Annotated in this window: 22 protein-coding genes; 14 read left to right on the top strand and 8 right to left on the bottom strand. The window is 67.4% G+C overall.

Translation table 11 applies throughout. The features are described from left to right. Positions 1-10: 10 nt before the first annotated feature. From OXS49_RS27645 to OXS49_RS27635, 3 genes are all read right to left on the bottom strand, one after another. On the bottom strand, positions 11-835 hold the full coding sequence (locus OXS49_RS27645) for an enoyl-CoA hydratase-related protein (RefSeq protein ID WP_267427879.1): 825 nt from the start codon (positions 833-835) through the stop codon (positions 11-13). 319 nt (positions 836-1154) lie between these two features. After that, positions 1155-2372 carry an FAD-dependent monooxygenase gene (locus tag OXS49_RS27640; protein ID WP_267427878.1) on the bottom strand — a complete coding sequence of 406 codons (1218 nt, stop codon included), beginning with the start codon at positions 2370-2372 and terminating at the stop codon, positions 1155-1157. A 234-nt stretch (positions 2373-2606) separates the two neighbouring features. Beyond that, on the bottom strand, positions 2607-2864 hold the full coding sequence (locus tag OXS49_RS27635) for a hypothetical protein (protein WP_244005329.1): 258 nt from the start codon (positions 2862-2864) through the stop codon (positions 2607-2609). 263 nt (positions 2865-3127) lie between these two features. On the opposite strand from OXS49_RS27635, the gene OXS49_RS27630 reads away from it, so the two are divergent. Beyond that, positions 3128-3814 (top strand): hypothetical protein, encoded by a 687-nt coding sequence (locus OXS49_RS27630; protein ID WP_267427877.1) that lies wholly within the window; start codon positions 3128-3130, stop codon positions 3812-3814. Positions 3815-3868: 54 nt separating this feature from the next. Here the strand turns inward: OXS49_RS27630 and OXS49_RS27625 are convergent, their stop codons facing one another. Beyond that, a complete protein-coding gene (locus tag OXS49_RS27625) occupies positions 3869-5272 on the bottom strand; it encodes a PLP-dependent aminotransferase family protein (protein WP_267427876.1) in 1404 nt (467 codons plus the stop codon). 222 nt (positions 5273-5494) lie between these two features. Between OXS49_RS27625 and OXS49_RS27620 the strand changes: the two genes are divergently transcribed. The 12 genes from OXS49_RS27620 (at position 5495) to OXS49_RS27565 (ending at position 15063) form a co-directional block, all read left to right on the top strand. Continuing rightward, positions 5495-5902 carry a RidA family protein gene (locus OXS49_RS27620; RefSeq protein WP_267427881.1) on the top strand — a complete coding sequence of 136 codons (408 nt, stop codon included), beginning with the start codon at positions 5495-5497 and terminating at the stop codon, positions 5900-5902. A 3-nt stretch (positions 5903-5905) separates the two neighbouring features. Next, a complete protein-coding gene (locus tag OXS49_RS27615) occupies positions 5906-6736 on the top strand; it encodes a transporter substrate-binding domain-containing protein (RefSeq protein WP_267427875.1) in 831 nt (276 codons plus the stop codon). 76 nt (positions 6737-6812) lie between these two features. After that, on the top strand, positions 6813-7466 hold the full coding sequence (locus OXS49_RS27610; protein WP_267427873.1) for an amino acid ABC transporter permease: 654 nt from the start codon (positions 6813-6815) through the stop codon (positions 7464-7466). Further along, a complete protein-coding gene (locus OXS49_RS27605) occupies positions 7463-8119 on the top strand; it encodes an ABC transporter permease subunit (RefSeq protein WP_244005319.1) in 657 nt (218 codons plus the stop codon). The genes OXS49_RS27610 and OXS49_RS27605 overlap by 4 nt, the downstream gene beginning before the upstream one ends. Further along, a complete protein-coding gene (locus OXS49_RS27600; protein ID WP_267427872.1) occupies positions 8112-8891 on the top strand; it encodes an amino acid ABC transporter ATP-binding protein in 780 nt (259 codons plus the stop codon). The genes OXS49_RS27605 and OXS49_RS27600 overlap by 8 nt, the downstream gene beginning before the upstream one ends. A 49-nt stretch (positions 8892-8940) precedes the next feature. Next, complete coding sequence (locus OXS49_RS27595) at positions 8941-9519, top strand: hypothetical protein (protein ID WP_267427871.1); 579 nt, start codon at positions 8941-8943, stop codon at positions 9517-9519. A gap of 1020 nt (positions 9520-10539) precedes the next feature. Beyond that, the gene (locus tag OXS49_RS27590) at positions 10540-12138 is read left to right on the top strand and encodes an ABC transporter substrate-binding protein (RefSeq protein WP_267427870.1); all 1599 of its coding nucleotides are present in this window, start codon (positions 10540-10542) and stop codon (positions 12136-12138) included. 84 nt (positions 12139-12222) lie between these two features. Next, entirely contained in the window at positions 12223-12489 is a 267-nt protein-coding gene (locus tag OXS49_RS27585; protein WP_244005311.1) for a hypothetical protein, read from the top strand. Continuing rightward, on the top strand, positions 12486-12635 hold the full coding sequence (locus tag OXS49_RS27580) for a hypothetical protein (protein WP_244005309.1): 150 nt from the start codon (positions 12486-12488) through the stop codon (positions 12633-12635). The genes OXS49_RS27585 and OXS49_RS27580 overlap by 4 nt, the downstream gene beginning before the upstream one ends. A gap of 504 nt (positions 12636-13139) precedes the next feature. Further along, positions 13140-13628 (top strand): hypothetical protein, encoded by a 489-nt coding sequence (locus OXS49_RS27575; protein WP_244005307.1) that lies wholly within the window; start codon positions 13140-13142, stop codon positions 13626-13628. A gap of 62 nt (positions 13629-13690) precedes the next feature. Next, positions 13691-14329 carry a hemerythrin domain-containing protein gene (locus tag OXS49_RS27570; protein WP_267427867.1) on the top strand — a complete coding sequence of 213 codons (639 nt, stop codon included), beginning with the start codon at positions 13691-13693 and terminating at the stop codon, positions 14327-14329. A gap of 362 nt (positions 14330-14691) precedes the next feature. Next, positions 14692-15063: a heme utilization protein gene (locus tag OXS49_RS27565; protein WP_267427865.1), complete on the top strand. Its 372-nt coding sequence runs from the start codon at positions 14692-14694 to the stop codon at positions 15061-15063. 432 nt (positions 15064-15495) lie between these two features. Here the strand turns inward: OXS49_RS27565 and OXS49_RS27560 are convergent, their stop codons facing one another. The 4 genes from OXS49_RS27560 to OXS49_RS27545 form a co-directional block, all read right to left on the bottom strand. Beyond that, positions 15496-15744: a hypothetical protein gene (locus OXS49_RS27560; RefSeq protein WP_243999765.1), complete on the bottom strand. Its 249-nt coding sequence runs from the start codon at positions 15742-15744 to the stop codon at positions 15496-15498. 222 nt (positions 15745-15966) lie between these two features. Next, positions 15967-16218, bottom strand: a complete 252-nt coding sequence (locus OXS49_RS27555) for a 3',5'-cyclic-nucleotide phosphodiesterase (protein ID WP_267427863.1) — start codon at positions 16216-16218, stop codon at positions 15967-15969. A 128-nt stretch (positions 16219-16346) separates the two neighbouring features. Then, a complete protein-coding gene (locus tag OXS49_RS27550; RefSeq protein ID WP_243999769.1) occupies positions 16347-16586 on the bottom strand; it encodes a 3',5'-cyclic-nucleotide phosphodiesterase in 240 nt (79 codons plus the stop codon). 55 nt (positions 16587-16641) lie between these two features. Next, entirely contained in the window at positions 16642-16935 is a 294-nt protein-coding gene (locus OXS49_RS27545; protein WP_243999771.1) for a helix-turn-helix domain-containing protein, read from the bottom strand. A gap of 39 nt (positions 16936-16974) precedes the next feature. Here OXS49_RS27545 and OXS49_RS27540 point away from each other — a divergent pair, with 39 nt between their 5' ends. Beyond that, complete coding sequence (locus OXS49_RS27540; RefSeq protein WP_267427860.1) at positions 16975-17193, top strand: hypothetical protein; 219 nt, start codon at positions 16975-16977, stop codon at positions 17191-17193. Positions 17194-17837: the final 644 nt, after the last annotated feature.

The following is a 17837-nucleotide window of genomic DNA, read 5'->3' as shown; positions in this document are numbered from 1 at the left end:
GAACAGGCGCTCAGCGGCCGCTGAAGACCGGCTTCCTCTTCTCGTTGAAGGCGCGGATGCCCTCCCGCCGGTCCGCGGTCGGGACCATGCGGTTGTAGGCTTCGATCTCGAACAGCATGCCGTCGGCGAGCGACAGGGACAGGCCGTGATGCAGGGCGTGCTTGGCCTGGCGGATGGCGATCGGCGCGTTCCCCGCGATGGTGGCGGCCGTGTCGAGGGCCTCGGCGCGGAGCCCCCCGCCGTCGCAGACCCGGTTGACCATGCCCCAGGCCGCCGCCTCCTCGGCCGACCAGGGGCGGCCGGACAGGAGGAGTTCCTTGGCCCGCCGCTCCCCCACCGCGCGCGGCAGGGTCTGCGTGCCGCCCACCCCCGGCATGATGCCGAGCGTCACCTCTGGCAGCGCGAACCGGGCGTGCCGGGCCGCGTAGATGAAGTCGCACGCGAGGGCGATCTCGCAGCCGCCGCCATAGGCGGCCCCGTTCACCGCCGCGATGACCGGGATCGGGCACTCGACGAGGGCGCGGATGCCGCGCTCGAACACGCGGTGCTGGTCCTGCCAGGCCTCGTCGGTCATGCCGTTGCGCTCCTTGAGGTCGCCGCCGGCGCAGAAGGCCGTCTCGCCGGCCCCGGTCAGCACGATCGCGCGACACCGGCCGGGCTCGGCGATGAGCCCGTCGAACAGCGTGAACAGGTCGCGGCCCATCTGGGTGTTCATCGCGTTCGCGGCCTCGGGCCGGGCCAGGGTCACGAGGAGCACGTCGGCATGGGGCCGTTCGGTCGTCAGGGTGGCGTAGGTCTCGTGCAGGGGTGCCTCGGTCATGGATGCCTCGGTCATGAATGCCTCGGTCGGACCATCGATTTGACGGGGCGTCGTTATGCGCCCCGCGCCCCGGGATCGGCCAGGGCATGGCCGGGCGGGCGCCGTCCGGGCGCGGCGGCAGGCCGACCAGTGCCAGCAACCCCTCTGTTCCGGACCGGATGATCCCGAGCGCCGGGCCCCCTCCCGGGCAGACGACCGGAGACGCAGCGTGCCGGCTGCGCCGAGACCGGACGCGGTTTCCCCACTCGTTCCGCTGGTGGAGAGAGGGGGATCGACCCGCCGCGCAGAAACCCGGATGTGAACATCTCAGGCCGTGGGGGAGGGGGAAACGCGATCAGGGTCGGGGCGGCGGAGGCTGTGTGACGGCGGTCGCGTACCGGGCCAGATCGGGCTCCCCGGTGCGCCCGCCGGAGAGCTTGGCGCCCAGCCGGCGCACCGCGGGCTGGCTCGCGATCCGCAGCGCGCCGTGCAGCAGGCCGATGCCGAGCCGGGTGCGCGGGTTCATCAGCCTCGGCGCGATCTTCGGCACGCCCTGCCCCTTCTCGACGAACGGACGCAGGGCGTGCTCGTAGTCCGCGAAGGCCGCCGCGATGTCGTCCGTCTGCGCCAGCGCGCCGGCCAGAATTGTGGCGCCGGTGACCGCCAGCGTCGTGCCGATGCCGGCGAGCGGCGTCGCGCACCACGCGGCATCGCCGGTCAGCACGACGCGCCCGGACGACCAGCGCTTCATCCGCACCTGCCGCAGGACGTCGACGTAGAAGTCGTCCGTCGTCTCCAGGCCGGCGAGGACGCGCCCGGCCTGCCATCCGGCATCCGCGAACCGATCGCGCAGGTAGGCCTTCTGCCGGGCGGCGTCCCAATCCTGCTCCCCGCCCGGCGGCTGGCGGAGCATCAGCATCGCGCGGGTGGTGCCGTGCCGGTCCGGCCTCAGCGAGATGCCGCGTCCACCCGTCGCGTTGAACCAGCGCCAGTCCCGGTCGTCGTCGGGCGTCCTCGGAATCGTGAAATACGCGATGGTCAGGTCCATCCACCGCGGCACGTTCTCCCCTGGGAAGACGCGTTCGCGGGTGGCCGAGCCTACGCCCTCGGCGACGATCACCGCGTCGTAGCGCGCGACGGCGCCGCTGGCGAAGCCGACGCGCACGCCGTCCTCCTCCTCGTCGAGGCGCATCAAGTGGTCGCCGAAGCGATACTGCGCCCGCTCCCGGGCCGGCGCGTAGAGGAGGCGCGCAAGGTCGCCGCGCAGGATCTCCATCTCGGCCGTCGGGCCGTCGCCCGCGGCCCGGTCGAGGCCGAACCGTGCGACGGCGCGGCCGCGCCCATCGACCCAGGCGGTGCCCTCCTCGCCGGTCCCGGCCTCAAGGGCGGCCCGCTCCAGGCCCATGCGGCGCAGCGCCTCGCGCCCGACGCCACGGACATCGACGTTCTGCCCCCCGTCCCGGAACGCGGGGGCACGCTCCACCACGGTGACGTCGAAGCCGTAACGGCCGAGCCACCACGCGGCGGTGTTGCCGGCGATGCTCGCGCCGGTGATCAGGATGCGACGGGCCATGCGGGACTCAAACCTTCCGGCTTACGCAACACGGCTGCGGGGAACGGGTTGCTTCGGTCCTGGACGCGCAGCCGCCCGTCCCGGTTGAACATGGTCCCGCCGTGCAACCCGGGTGCCCGCGGTACCCCGGCGCGAACGCCTCCCAAGTCTCACTCCAGGGCTCGCCTCCGGACGGGATCGCCGCCCCCTGGGACAAGCGCAGCGTCGGCGCCGCCCGCCGGACGGCATCCCGCCTTATCGACCAGGGCCCGCCTGGGCCGGACGATCCGGCCTGCCCGAAGTCGCGCCGTCCACACCTGGGCACCAATGCTGCGCGGCGAGTTCGCACCGCAGGTCGTCGCGCTGAGCGTCGACCAGATCGGGCAGGATGTCGTGGCCCTCGGCATCCCTGGCGGCGAGGAGACGGATGCCGGACGCGTCGATGGTGAACGCGACCAGCACCTCGCGCTCCGCGAAGGGATCGTGCGGATCCAGACAGTTATGCGTGAACATCGGAGCCTGCGGCAGGCCGGTCGCGCCGGCGAGGGGCGTGCCCTAGGCGGATGGTATGACGGCCCGATGACCTCAGGTCCCGCGACGCGAGACCGATCCGACGTCCCGGTGATGGCCCTCGGCGCACCGTCTCCGAAGCGGACCGGCGGCTTTCGGCTGGCCTCGCGCGTTCGTCGCGGGTCGGATGGCGGGCCGAGCCGACAGCGCGAAGGCCTGCGCCGGCAGACCGTTGCGGGAATCCGGAAATCGCCCTATCGGCGGCGATGCCCGGCCGATTCCCTCGCACCGTCACGTCCGACAGCCTGTTCGACGAGATCAGCGGTCGGCTCCCGCTGTTCGACGACCTGCCTCCCGATGTGATTGAGCGTCTCTCGGCGTCGGGCTTCGGCCGCGGTTTCCTGACGGCCTCCCTGCGGGCGCGCCTGCGCAAGGCCGGGTACCGGGATCTCGGCCATCTGGCTCAGACATCCCCGGATGCGATCGCCAGCATCCGGAAGTTCGGCCCGATCCGCGTCGAACGCGTCCGGACGTTCCTCCTCCACGAGAGCGCGCGGTGGCTGCCGGGCGCCCGCGCGGTGCATACACCCGCGGCCACGGGCGCGCGCAGGCTCGGGCGATTGGCCGACATGCCGGTCGAACATCTGCCTCTGGATGCCGACGCCATCGCGGCGCTGGGCTTGGCCGGAGGCTCCTGCGCGGAGATGGCCGGCCGTTCACGCCTCGCACTTCTTGTGACAGGCGCCGTGATGCCTCACGATGTGGATCGCATCGTCACGACGCTCGCCCGCGTCCTGGGCGGGGGCAGGACGGACGCGGCCCGGTCCGCACAGGCGGCCATGGACGCGCCGCCGACGGAACCGGAGGCCAGCGCGGCCCATCGCGCCGCGCTGCTCGCGAAGCAGGATCGTGAATGGGAGGAGGCTGCTCCGGCCAGAGTTGAGCGCGCGTGACGCGGCGGCAGGCCTACCTCCGACGGCGCGCCCGTCGCGACCGTTCGACGGGCTTCAGACCGCGGCCCGAAACCGGACGGTCGGGGGCCCCCCTGAATCGAGCAGGGTTGTGAGCGTCTCCAGGGCCCCGCGCAGCGTCTCCCGGTCCGGCGCCGCGTTGACGCAGATCCGGACCGCATCGCTCGGGTGCGTCGACGAGACCTCGAACAGGCTCAGCGGGGTCACCCCCACGCCGCGTGCCTCCGCGGCCTGCGTGTAGGCCTCCGCCGACCAGCCGTTCCTCAGCTTCAGGCAGACGTAATAGGCGTTCGGGTGGGCCATGACGGCCTGCGCCGGCAGCAGAGCGGCCACCAGGGCCTGACGGGCTTGGGTTTCCGCGCGCATCGCCGCGACGATCCGGTCGATCCGCGGCGATGCCAGAAGGCGGGTCGCCCAGTCCGCGGTGAACGGCGAGGCCATGAGCGTGCTCGCCCGCATCGCGATCCCGAAGGCGTCGATCAGAGGGCGGGGTACGCGCAGGAACCCGATGCGCAGGCCCGGGCCCGCCAGCTTCGACAGGCTCGAGATGTGCACGACCCGGTCCGGCGCCAGCGCAGCCAGCGGCCGCAGGGGCGGATCGCCCAGGAAGCCGTAGACATCGTCCTCGACGATCAGGACGTCGTGGCGCGCACAGACGTCCGCCACCTGCCGCCGCCGGTCGTCCGACATCGTGGCGGTCGTCGGGTTGTGCAGCGTCGGCGTGCAGACCAGAACCTTCGCGCCGGTCCGCCGGCAGACCACATCGAGGTAGTCCGGCACGATCCCTTCGCGGTCCATGCGAACGCCGACCAGCGCGCGGCCCAGCATGCCGGCCGCGGATTTCAGACCGTAGAAGGCCAGTTCCTCCGCCAGGACGGCATCGCCCGGGCGGGTCAGCGCCATGAGCGCGAGCAGCAGGCCGTGCTGGCCGCCGCACGTGATCAGCACCGCATCGGGCTCGGCCGCGATCCCGAAGCGCCCGAGCCATCGCGCCGCGATCAGGCGATGTGCGGGAAGGCCGATATCGACCTGGCTCGCCAGCAGCGTCCCGATATCGCAAGCACCCTCGAATTCGGGACGGATCAGCTCCAGCGCGGGGTGGCGCATCGCATGCGCCGGGAAGTTGTGCGACAGGTCGATGAAGGTCTGGCGCGGGCTCTGCCCCCGCAGCGATGATGGTCCGTCCGGCTCCTGCATCGGGTTGAGGAAGGTGCCGCGGCCGACCTCGCCGCGGGCGAGACCCGTTGCCTGCATCTCGGCATAGGCCCGGCCGACCGTCCCGATATTGAGGGCGAGCCACGCGGCCAGGTCGCGCTGGGGCGGCAACCGGTCGCCCGGTCGCAGGGCGCCGGTGCGCAACGCGATCTCGACCGCGCCCACGATGGCGCGGTAGCGGGGCCCTGCCGTCCGCGCGACGGCCTCCGTCCATCCGGGTCTCATCCCCGCTCCGATTGTCCCAGTGATTGTCTCGGTCGGCGCGCATCGCAGGCCGAAATTCGCGCGCGATGCCGCCAATATCGTCGCGCCAATCGGGACAATACCGCCTAGCCTGACCATGACAATGTGGCCCAGACGCGGGGCCAGCGACAGGGTGCGGGCGCGGCCCGCGGAACGGAGATCGCGGTGCAGCAGCCCTCATCGGCCTCGGCGACGGTGTTTCACATGATCCCCGGCGGGCCGCGGCCGGTCGCCCCCTTCAGCCACGCGGTCGAGGCCGACGGCTTCGTGTTCGTGACGGGACAGATGCCCGATACGCCGGCCTGCCCCGGCATCCTGCCCGACGGGATCGAAGCGCAGACCCGCAACGTGATGGCCAATCTCGAGACGGTCCTGGCCGGCCTCGGCCTCGGCCTCGCGGACGTCGTCGTCGCCCGTGCCTTCCTGACGGAATTCAAGCGGGACTACGCGACGTTCAACGAGACCTACAAGTCCTTCTTCCCACCCGATCGGCTGCCGGCGCGAACCTGCGTGGGCACGACGGGTCTCGCCTACGACGCCCTGGTCGAGATCGACCTGATCGCCCGTCGTGGCACCGCACCGGCTCCCGCATCGAACGCGCGAAAGGACTGAGCCATGTCTCCTGTTCGGGGCCACATCATCGGCATCGCGGCGGCCGCGGCGGCCATCCTTCTGGGCGGGACCGCCCTGTCGTCCGCGGCGAGCCTCGACGCGATCAAGGCCAGGGGCACGATGGTCGTCGCGACCGAGGACAGCTACAAGCCGTTCGAATATGTCGAGAACGGCAAGCCGATGGGTCTCGACCACGCGCTCCTCGCGCTGCTGCGCAAGGACGTGCCGTTCCGGATCGACCAGCAGATCATCCCTTGGACAGGGCTGCTGGCCGGCGTCGCGACCGGTAAATACGACGTGGCGCTGACCGCCGCCGTGATCACGCCGGACCGCATCCAGAGCCTCGCGTTCACGATGCCGATCGCCGAGGCGACCCAGTATTACGTGGTCCGCGCCGACGAGACCCGGATCAAGGGGGTGCCGGATCTCGCGGGCAAGACGGTGGGCGTGCAGTCCGGCGGCGCATCCTACGCGGCCCTGGCCGATCTCGAACCCACCCTCGCCAAGACCGGGGGCAAGCTCGGCAAGGTGGTTCAGTACACCTCGCTTCCGGATGCCTATCAGGACCTCGCCAACGGGCGGCTCGACTACGTGATCAACGGCGTCGTGAACCTCGTCAGCCTGACGAAGGATCAGCCCAAGCGCTTCAGGATGGGCGAGGCGGTCGGCGCGCCGACCTACGCGGCCTGGGCCGTGGCCAAGGGCAATGACGGCCTGCTCGACGACCTGAACCGGTTCATGGCGAAGGTGCGGGCGAGCGGCGAACTCTACGCCCTGCAGGAGAAGTGGCTCGGCCGGGCCTTCAGGGACATGCCGTCCGCACCGACCAAGTAAGCGGGGACCCGGGAGGCGGGGAACCGGGAGGCGGACGTCGCGCGGCGACGTCCCGTGACGCGCGGGGGAACGGGCCATGACCTGGCCGGCAATCCGGACGATCCTCGACGGCACGGTGGTCACCGCCGCGCTGGCCGCCGTCAGCATCCTCCTGAGCCTGCCGCTCGGGCTGCTGATCGCGCTCCTGCGCTGGCGCCGCGTCCCGGTCGTCGCGGGCCTCCTGGCAACCGTCGTCAGCGTCGTGCGGGCGACGCCGTTCGTGACCCTCGTCCTGTTCGTCTACTTCATCCTGCCCTCTGCCGGCCTGGAGCTGGACCCGGTGCCGGCCGCGATCCTCGCGCTCACCCTGAACACGGCGGCGTTCAGCAGCGAGATCTGGCGTTCGGCCCTGCAGAGCTTTCCGCGGGATCAGCGGGAGGCCGCCCTGGCCTTCGGCCTGTCGGAGGCCGGCACCTTCACGCGCATCGTCTTTCCGCAGATCTGGCGGGCGAATCTCGGGCCGCTGGTCAGCGAAGTCACGATCCTGCTGAAATGCACCCCGGCGGTGGCGGTCATCGGGGTCGTCGAGATCACGCGCGCGGCCAGCCGGGTCGGCGCCGAGACCTACGAGCCCCTGCCGCCCTTCCTCGTCGCCACGCTGATCTACACCGCGCTGATCGCGGCGATCGTCCGCGGTCAGCGCGTCCTCGAGCGCAGGATCGCCCGGCGTTTCGGAGCGGTGAGCCCGTGAACGGACTTCAGGTCGTCTGGGAGAACCGGGCCGTCTTCCTGTGGGGCGCGGGCAACACCGTGTCGCTGGTGCTGGGCTGCCTCCTGCTCAGCCTCCCCCTGGGCGTCCTCGGTGCGGTCGTCCTCACGGAAGCGGCGGCGCCGCTGCGCCGCCTTCTGGCGGAGCTGGTCGATCTCCTGCGCTGCGTGCCGTTCCTGCTGCTCGCCTATGTCGTCTATTACGGCCTGCCCGAACTCGGCCTCCGGCTCGATTCCTGGTGGGCGGGCCTCGTGTCGCTGACACTCTACACCACGGCCTATCTGGCGGAGATCTTCCGGTCCGCCTTCCGCGCCGTGGCGAAGGACGACATCGAGGCCGCCCAGGCCTTCGGCCTGTCGCGCAGCCTGCTGTACCGGCGCATCATCCTCCCCCAGGTCGCCATCACGGCCGCGCCGATGATCGGGAACCAGATCATCACGACCATCCGCGACAGCGCGCTCCTGATGATCATCACGGTGCAGGAACTGACCTTCGCGGCGAATTTCGTCAGCGCCAACCACTTCACGCCGTTCGCGCCCTTCGCGGCGGCGGTCGGCCTCTACCTGCTCCTGTCGTTGGTGGTCGAGGAGGGCGTGCGCCGGATGGAGCGGGTGAGGAGGCTGCGCTATGGCTGAGACCGTTCCCGCCATCGCGGTGCGCGGCGTGTGCAAGGATTTCGGCGGCTTCGAAGCCCTCCGCGACATCGACCTCGACATCGCCCCCGGCACGACGACCTGCATCCTGGGGCCGAGCGGCTCGGGCAAGTCGACCTTGCTGCGCTGCCTCAACTGGTTGGAAGAGCCGAGCGAAGGCTCGATCCGCATCGACGGCGCGCCGATCGGGCGGATCGGGACGGGCAAGGCGGCACGGCCCATGGACCGCCGCGCGCTGGCCGCAGCGCGAACCCGCATCGCCATGGTGTTCCAGCACTTCGCCCTGTGGCCGCACCTGACGGTGCTCGGCAACGTGACCGAGGCGCCCGTCCACGTCCTGGGACGTCCGAGGCGGGAGGCCGAGGCGGAGGGCCGGAGCATCCTGGCGCGGGTGGGCCTGGCCGAGAAAGCCGACATGTACCCGCACACGTTGTCCGGCGGCCAGAAGCAGCGCGTCGCGATCAGCCGCGCCCTCGCGATGCGGCCGCGGGTCATCCTGTTCGACGAACCGACCAGCGCCCTCGATCCCGAAATGGTCGGCGAGGTGCTCGGCGTCATCCGGGAACTCGCGCGGGAGGGACTGACCATGGTGATCGTGACCCACGAGATGAGCTTCGCCCGCGACGTGGCCGACACGATCGTGTTCATGGAGGGGGGCTGCATCCGAGAGGTCGCGACCCCGCACGACTTCTTCACCGCACCCCGGACCGACCGGGCCAAGGGCTTCATCCTTCGCGGGTCATCGACGCCCTAGAGCCGTGACCGATTGCAACGCGATCGGGCCCGGTTCTAGTCTCCCGCCGATGAACACACCCCGCAGCAAGCTTCCTACGCGGTTCGGCCGGCTGCCGAAGCAGGTCGGCCACACGCCGGACGGGCGCTTCGAATCGGGACTCGCGAACGACGATTTCGTCCTGGCGATTGGCCGGATCGTCACGTTTTTCCCGCTGCTCGAGCGAAGCATGAGCGAGGTCATGTCCGAGCTTATCGGCGGCTATGACGCGCCTGTGCGACAGATCTTCTATAGTATCACCGATCAGCAGGCCCGCATCAATGTCATGCGCTCCTTGTTGGAAGAGGCGCAGGTAAACCAGGGCCGGGGCGCGACTTGGGATTTCATCATCGATGATTTCGCGTCTATCAGCGAAAGCCGCAGCGACTACGCGCAGGGGATCTGGTGGACCCACGAAACGGGACGGATCTTCCTTGAATCGCCCAACCCATCGTCCAGCAGCATGTTCAGCAAGCGCGAGATTAATTTGAACGAACTCAATACCGTGATCGATAAAATGAACGACCTTGCGAGCCGATTGCATGACGTCATCATCGAGCGTCTTGAAAAACTGGCAGCCCGGCATCGGGCGGACGGCCCGAGTCGTTAGCAAATCGCCTGAACACTCGAACCCTCAGCCTCTTTGAGCACGTCCGACCTTGACCCTTAGGGCCAAGCCTGGTTTTGGGTCCTCCCTATTTTGGGGTCCCACATAGCGCCCCTGCCCCCCGCTAGCCCCTCCTACAGTCCCTGTGTGGGGGCCATTGGCCCTAGTGCATCGATCCAGGCGGAGGCATCAGCCGAGTCTGGAAAAATTGATGCAAAACCAAAGAACTCGTGCTCACTCGCATGAACGAAGTGAATGCGTCAGAGCACTAGGGAAGGGGCGCCATGGCTCACGCCATCACGGGAGCCACAAACTCTCAAGCCGAGGGGTGCCGTGATCCCCGCCTGTCCAAACAGGCCGGCGGCACGGCGTTAACCCGGGTCGAAAGGCGGCGACAGCAGGCCGTGCTCCGGCGTCGAGGAGATCGGCGCCCCCGTCACGGCTCGAACGTGTGACCTTTGCCCTCGAAGTATTACCCTGACACGTTTTCCGATGATGGCCCGAGACAGCCAATCACTACGAAGTTTTTGCCCTAAAGAGATTTGCTTATATACTCGTATTTTTTACTATCACCGGGTATGGACGCAGATTGCTTCAGTAATTCCGGATGGTAGCCAGGACGAAAATAACGAAGCGCACCGTGACCGCGGCCGAGCCCCGGGTGGCGACGACTTCCTGTGATGCGATGAGCTCCCGGGCTTTGGCCTGCGCGTGTTCGCCTCCAGGCGCCGCAACGACCTCGTGCAGGATTGATCAGCCGGACGGTCCCGCCACGTCACGATCGGGCTACGCGGCGCTCTGACAGCCAAGGAGACCCGGCGTTTTGCGACCAGTTGCGGACGCGGTCGGGATGCACACGAAGCCGGGCGAGCGGTGATGATGTGGCCGCGCGGCCAGCAGCCTGCGGAGGCCTGCGCTCGACGCGGATGAGCAGGGGCATGGACTGCGTCTGCGCGGACTGGGAACGTGTCTTGCAGTTCGATCCGGCGCCCTCCTCGCGCGCGACGTCCGGAGTTCGAAACCATGCTGCGACGAACCTTCCTCGGCGGTGCGGCGGCGGCCAGCACCGTGTCTTTCCTGCCGGCGCGCCCGGCGATCGCCCAGGGTAGCCGCGCCAGCGTACTGCGCTTCGTCCCGCAATCCGACCTGACCATCGTCGATCCGGTGACGACCACCGCCTACATCACCCGCCATCACGCGCTCATGGTCTTCGACCAGCTCTACGGCCTCGACGCGCAGCTGAGGCCGCAGCCTCAGATGGTCGAGGGCCATAACGTCGAGGCGGACGGTTTGATCTGGACCTTTCGCCTTCGGGAGGGGCTGAGGTTCCACGACGGCGAGGCCGTTCGCGGTCGCGACTGCATCGCGTCGATCAGGCGCTGGGCCCAGCGCGACAGCCTTGGCCAAGCGCTGATGGCTCGAACGGACACCATGAGCGAGCTGGACGACCGCAGTTTCATGATCCGCCTGAAGCGGCCCTACGGGCTGATGCTGGACACCCTCGCCAAGCTCGGCCCGCCCGCGCTGATGATCATGCCGGAGCGCCTCGCCAGCATCGACCCGGCGCAGCAAATCCCGGAGGTGATCGGCTCCGGCCCGTTCCGCTTCAACACCAAGGAGCGGCTGGTCGGCGCCCGGGTCGTCTACGACCGTAATCCTGACTATCGACCCCGCGAGAGCGGTGACGTCTCGTGGGCGGCCGGACCGAAGCGCGTCCATTTCGAGCGGGTGGAGTGGCAGATCATGCCCGATCCCGGGACCGCCTCCGCCGCGCTCCAGAACGGCGAAGTCGACTGGTGGGAGAACCCGATCAACGACCTGTTGCCGAGCCTCCAGAGCAATCCGCAGATCGTCACGCAGCTCGCCGGCCGCCTGGGCAATCTCGGCACCGCGGTGATGAACCACCTTCACCCGCCCTTCGATAAGCCGGCGGTCCGGCGAGTCGTGCTCGAAGCCCTGTCGCAGGAGGACTTCATGGCCGCGGCGGGTGGCGATGATCGGAAGCTTTGGCGCACCGGCGTCGGGATCTTTACCCCGGGCACGCCTATGTCCAACGAGTCTGGCCTCGACGTGCTCACGCGCAAGCGGGATTTGGAGCGCGCCAAGCGAGACCTGATCGCCGCCGGCTACAAGGGCGAGCGCGTCGTGCTGATGGCGGCGAGCGACAATCCGGTGCTCGGGGCGCTCGGTGAAGTCATGAACGACCTGTTGAGGCGGCTCGGGATGAACGTACAATACGTCGTCACCGACTGGGGCAGCGTGGTGAGCCGCCGCGCCAGCAAGGCCGCGCCGGACCAGGGCGGCTGGAGCATCTTCAACACGACCTGGACCGGCCTCGACATGACCAACCCGGTCGCCGAGCAGGTCCTGCGTTGCGGCGGCCAGAGGGGTTTCTTCGGCTGGCCAGACATCCCGGAGATCGAGACCCTGCGCGAGGCCTGGATCGAGGCGCCTGACAATACCGCTCGGCAGGCAATCGCCCGCGACCTACAGGTAGCGGCCATGACTCACGTCCCATACCTGCCGACCGGTCAGTATTTCTACCGGACCGCCTACCGGCGCGAGATCCGCGACATCGTCAAGGATCAGTTCGTGTTTTGGAACGCTCGTCGAGAAGCCTGATCCGGGTGTGGCGCCTGGAAGAGCGTCACAGGCTGTAGAGGAAGCATGATGGACGGGGCAGGGGCACCGCCATAGCTCACCGTCATGGCCAAAGAGATCCCCAATATAAGCGACCTGCGTCGCAAGCCTGAGGTGATGGATGAGGCGATCGAAGCGGCGACAACCGCCTACCTGAAGGACGACAACACCGAGCCATTCGCCTTCAAGTCCGGCCACACCGTCGACGTGTCCAAAGCGATCGAGATGCACCCGCAGGCCAAGAAGCTCTTGGCCGACGCAGCGACCAGTCCGGACCTGCGCCGCCCGATGGCGAAGACCGCCACACTCATGGGCTTCCCGCTCCAGGGATGAGCGGTTCAGACTTCGGCTACGGCCTTGGAGAGGCGGCGCGTTGGCTCGCTCCGATCCTCACGGCCTTCGTCGGATTCATGGGCGTTCTTATCGAGGAACGCTTGAACGCCGACTGGGTGTTTCGGCACGCCGAGCATCCGGGCTAATCCGTCAGCGACACCGCGACGTACCGCGTCCTCCAGTTCGTGGTCGTCCCTGGGGCCTACAACCGTAAAGCTCACACTGACGCTCCACCGCAATTTACACGTAGGTTAAATTAACGGATCGTTTCCGGTTCCAATCGGGGCGCGTCCGCTTGCGTGTGAATGAGGCCGGTGAGATGCGTGTTGCGGGCCGTCTGGCCACGAGACCCGAGCCACGATCAAACGCGATCCGGGTTGGGGTGAGATACCGGCACGTGCGGAGACGGGTCTTCAAGGGCGCTGCGTCACACCGCGGCGGCGTTGGGAAGCATGGTGGGAGCAAATTCGGCGGCCAAGCCGCCGAGCCATGGCACGGCCAGTACGGTGACGATGCGGCTGGAAGCGCGGTTGCCCAACATGGGTTGGCGCGGACTTTCGACGGATCCCTCAATAGTCAGACTGCCAAACCGGTGCGGATCCAGCGACGGTGAACGGTGAACGGTCGCTTTCGTGGCAAATTGAGTTCGTGTGACCGTAAGCCGACATCTCTCGATCCGCGCCCGCATCCTGATCGCTCTGACCGACGAGCCGATCAGCACGCTGCAGCTTGCCGAGCGGGCCAGCATCACGGCGCGGCGGCGGGCTGAGGTCGTCAAACTGGCCTGCGACGTCCTGGAGGGTGAAGGCCTGATCGAGCGCGTGGGTGGTCGACGATATCCGAAGTGGCGAAGGCTGATCCGCTCGACCTCCGAAACGGGCATGAACACGGCCATTCCGCCGTCGTCGGGCTGGGTCGCGCCGGGCCCTGATGCGCACTTGGCGCAAGAGCTGGTCCGAGGCCTCGTACAGTCAGCGATCGCCAAAGGGGGCGATCCAGTCGCGCGCCTTCAGGAGTTTCGCACGCTGCAGCAAGCCGCAGGTGCGCTATCGCGCAATGCTACCCTTGCCAGGGCTGCCGAGGAACTCGTCCGCGCAATTGATCTTCGCCTTCAGGAGCTGACCATCGTTAGATCATAGCACATTACAAAAAACTTCAGAGGCTCACAGTCGTTGACATGACACGGACAAGGGAGAAGCGCGTGACACTCTGGCAGCTCATCGAGCGCGATCACCAAAACATCGGGGGGCTGATCCGCGATATCCCGCTTGCGCTCAATGATCCCCGTGCCGTTGGCGGCCGGGAGCAGATGCTGGCCGATCTCATGGACGAATTGAAGCTGCATGCGATCGCCGTCGATGCAAGCCTCACCGGTCCCCTGAGCCGGGAGAGCCAGACACGCGCATTGATCGAAGAACTGCACCGCGGCCACGCAGAGTTCAGGCGTCAACTCCAACAGCTCGCCCATGACCGCACAAAGGCCTCGGCCGGCTGGCTCGACACCTTTGAGGATGCGACTTTCCTCGTGGACCAGCACCTGCACCGGCACGTTCACGAACTGATCCCAGCAGCTCAGGCACTCTTCTCCCCCGAGGAGGTCGCGGCCGCCACACGGGCTTTCGTGCGCGCGAAGACGAACGCCCTTCGGACCCGCAGGCGGGGCCGCGCGACCGGGGTCATGTCGAACGAGGTTACCCTCGTCGCCACGCTTGCCGGGGTAGCTTTTGGCCTCGGTTATCTGATTTGGAATAGCGGACGCTTCGGTCGATCGCGGTCAAGCCGAGCTGCCGAGGATGTCGAGCGTGTTCCCCGGCAGGCAGTCCGCCCCATGCCGCGTTGATCGCAGCATTGAGGCGATAGCGCGCGAAGATGCGCCTCTCCCTGGCTGGCGCCCCGCCGCTCAATACGATGAGAAAAGCCCGCCCTGGTGTTCCAGGTGCGGGCTTGTTGCGACGACGCCGACGCGGCGGCACCTCGGTTCCGATGCTGCTCGTCCGGCGCTCAGCCCCAGCCGATCGCTGGCAGTTCCCTGGACGCTTATGGTTAACAGATCGTTGACACCGGCCAGCGCGCTCTAAGCTTTTGCTCGCAGCACAAACCTTGCCGTGTCTGAAACTATTGAGCCGGCCCCCCCGTTCTGCCGAGGCGTGGTCACTACCGGCGGCGCGACCGTCGGAGCGATCTGTGGCACGTACCTCTCTCTTGATCCTCGTCGCCGGCCTGACTGCAGGCATTCACAGCCCGGTTTACGCCGCGTCGAAGAACCTGCGTGTGCCGAACCAGTTCGACGGCTCCTGGACCATCGTGGCCACCACGGTCGACGGGCCCTGCGCGGCCAACACGCGCTATCACGTGCGGATCAAGGACAGTGACGCCTCGATCCCCGGCGAGGAAATCGACATTGATGGCGGTGTCTCCGCCGGTGGCGCCGTGCAGGCCACGATCACACAGGGCTCGAACAAGGTGCCGATCGCCGGCAGCTTGACCGCGAAAGGCAGCGGCAGCGGGACGTGGCGCACATCAGGCGGCCTCGTGGCGTGCAGCGGCAGCTGGAGCGCTCAACGCTCGGGCTAGTGCATCGATCCAGACGGAGGCGTCAGCCGAGTCTGGAAAAATTGATGCAGAACCAAAGAACTCGTGCTCGTTCGCATGAACGAAGTGAATGCGTCAGAGCACTAGTGAGTTTGTGCCGTAGCCAGCTTCGCTGGGTGTCTCCAGTGTTCTGCGAAGCGCGCGAGGGGGCTGTGCACGGTACACGACAGTGACGCCACCGTCGCCGAATAGGGCACGGGTCCCCTCTCCCGTGCGGGAGAGGTCTGCTTTCGCAGAAAGCCGGGTGAGGGATAAGACCTGTCCGGAAGAGCCTGCCGCGTCAGGGCTTCAAGGGTGCGCTCGATTTTGAGAGTTCTCGACCCTCACCCCAACCCTCTCCCGCACGGGAGAGGGGACAGGTCGCGCTTGCCGCCCCAGGCGACAGACAAGTGTCGTGGACCGTGGGGGCTGTGCTCAGACGGCCAGCAAGCGCTTCGTGTTTGCAGCCACGTGCTCGCGGTAGCGGGCGATGACCGTCTCGGGTGAGCCGCCGAACATCAGTGTCGTCACAGCCTCACCGGCTGCGTGAACCTTCTCGATCACCATGGACTGCGCCTCGGCCAGTCCCTCCCTGCCGCCCCAGGCCAGACGAACCAAGCGCAGTTCAACGACGCGCTGAGCTTCGATTGCGAGCATCAGCGATGAGAAGAAGGGATTGTACACGGCATACTCCGCACCGCTGCAGATGCGGCAAGGGTTGAACACGCAGCAGCGACAGACCGATCCCGTGCACGAATGCAGGGCCGATCTGCGCTGCCCTTGTCCCTTGAGCGCTCCCCGATGACGTGGACACCGGTTCGGCGCAAGAGCGTGCGTCACAACAAAGACTTAGCGCTGTTCACGATTGCAACGCGATCGGGAGCGGCCCTGAGTCGGGCGGAGGCCCTACTTGCCCCCACTGGCCTTGTAGGCGGTGATCGCGCGCCGGCAGTTCTCCGAGATCTTGTCCATATTCTTCTTGAAGCAGGCGTCCATCTCCGGACTGGCCGGATCATTGCCGCTGCAGAAGGTGACCGCATCGCCGGAGCAATAGGTTTTCAGGTCTTTGTTGCCACGCTCCGAGGCAGACGCCCCAGGCGCCGCGAGGGCGGGAGCCGCTACGGCGATGAGGCCGAGCGCGAGGATGCTGCTGCGCATATGGGATACCTGGCTGAAGGAATTCGTCGCTGCTCTAACGGCTTGGCTCGGCGATCTTTCCCTTCCGCTTACGGGGACGAGGTTCGACCCCTTCGCGGCTTTGGAGCTGTCACCGAATGGCAGCATTGCTACTTCCCGCCGGCGCTCTTGTAGGCATCGATGGCGCGACGGCAGTTCGGGGACATTTTGCTCATATTCTTCTCGAAGCAGGCATCCATCTGCCGGCTGTTCGGATCGATGCCGGCGCAGAACGCAAGGGCGTCACCGGCACAATTGGTCTGTAGGTCAGCATTGCCGCGGTTGGGCGCCTGCGCTGAGACGGGGGCGGCGACAGCGATGAGGCTGACGGCGAGGAGGAGGCTGCGCATTCTTGGTCCTTAACCGGAGCGATTGGCGGAGGTTCTAACAAACGAAGCGCGAATTTTATCCCTTCCGATTGCGAAACCGGATCCCGGCCCCGCCTCCAGTCTCAGGGATGAACGCAAGACCGGCGGCTTCAAGGGCCTGCTGCAAGACGGTCAGCATCGCAGGCTGCGGAGTGCCGCTTTCGCCCTCGAACTGACTCACCGTGACGGTGCCGACAGAGGCAGCCTTGGCCAAGTTCGCCTGAGTCCACGACAGCAAGCCACGAGCGGGGTGACCGGCACCGGAAAGCGTGGACGATCCCTCGTTTGGGTGAAGCCCATGAGAATCCGCTTCGTTATCAAAGCGGATCATGGCTGCAATCGCCATCGTCGAGAGGGCGCGGGTCTCGGAATGACCACCAGCTTGATCGCACGGGCCGCACAGGTCTGCGCCTTCGCGCTTGGCTGCGGTGTGATCCACGCCGCCCGCACCCACGCCGCTGCCGTCTCCCGTATGCTCGCCGCCATGGCGATCGTCACGGCCGCACGCGCCCTGCTGGGGGCTTCTCCAGCCGGCGCCACGGACGATCACATGAGATTGGACGACATCACCACAGACAACGGCGCCTGACCGGCGATATCTGGGAGAGCCAAGATGCTGTTCGGACTGAGCCTGTTCGCCTTGTGCAGCGGTATCATGTTGGCCATCGAAGCCATGCGGCGGCCGATAGCCCGTGCGTTCTCGAAGGATTGGCAGGCTCCTTGATCGTATCCGGTCTTGGCCTCCTCGGCACGGGGCTACCGATGTTCCATTGACACGGTGGGCGACGCCGATCAGCTAGACCCTGCGCGTGAACCGGATCACCGCCGAGAGCGGCGCCCGGTCGATCGGGTCGATCGGGTCGATCGGGTCGACGAAGCGGTGTTCGGGCCGGGTCGGCATGCCGATGCTGGGGAAGCGGAACGCGACCCCTGTGCAGCGAGGCGGTCTTCCACCCTGTTGCATCCTGGCCACAGCCGAACGGCAATGTCCTGATGGCCCGCAACCAAAGCGTCCCTGGCATGTTGTCGCGCTCGTGCATGTAGACCGCGAAGTATTACGGCGGTCGAGGGTGCGTTAAGAGGCGGTTTACTACGATACGCCCTCTCGTCTCGCAGCGGTGTGCCCGTAAAACTACAGCCATTTGGCTCACCGTCCGGTAGTCATAGCTCCAGATTGAATGTTGGACCTTACGCGATGACCAAGCTTCTCGCCTCGCTCGCCGCCTTCACCGC

The organism is Methylobacterium sp. GC_Met_2, assembly GCF_026540795.1.
In the GTDB taxonomy this organism is placed as follows: Bacteria; Pseudomonadota; Alphaproteobacteria; order Rhizobiales; family Beijerinckiaceae; genus Methylobacterium.
Note: the sequence above shows the minus strand (reverse complement) of the source record. Positions and strands in the feature narration are given on the sequence as shown.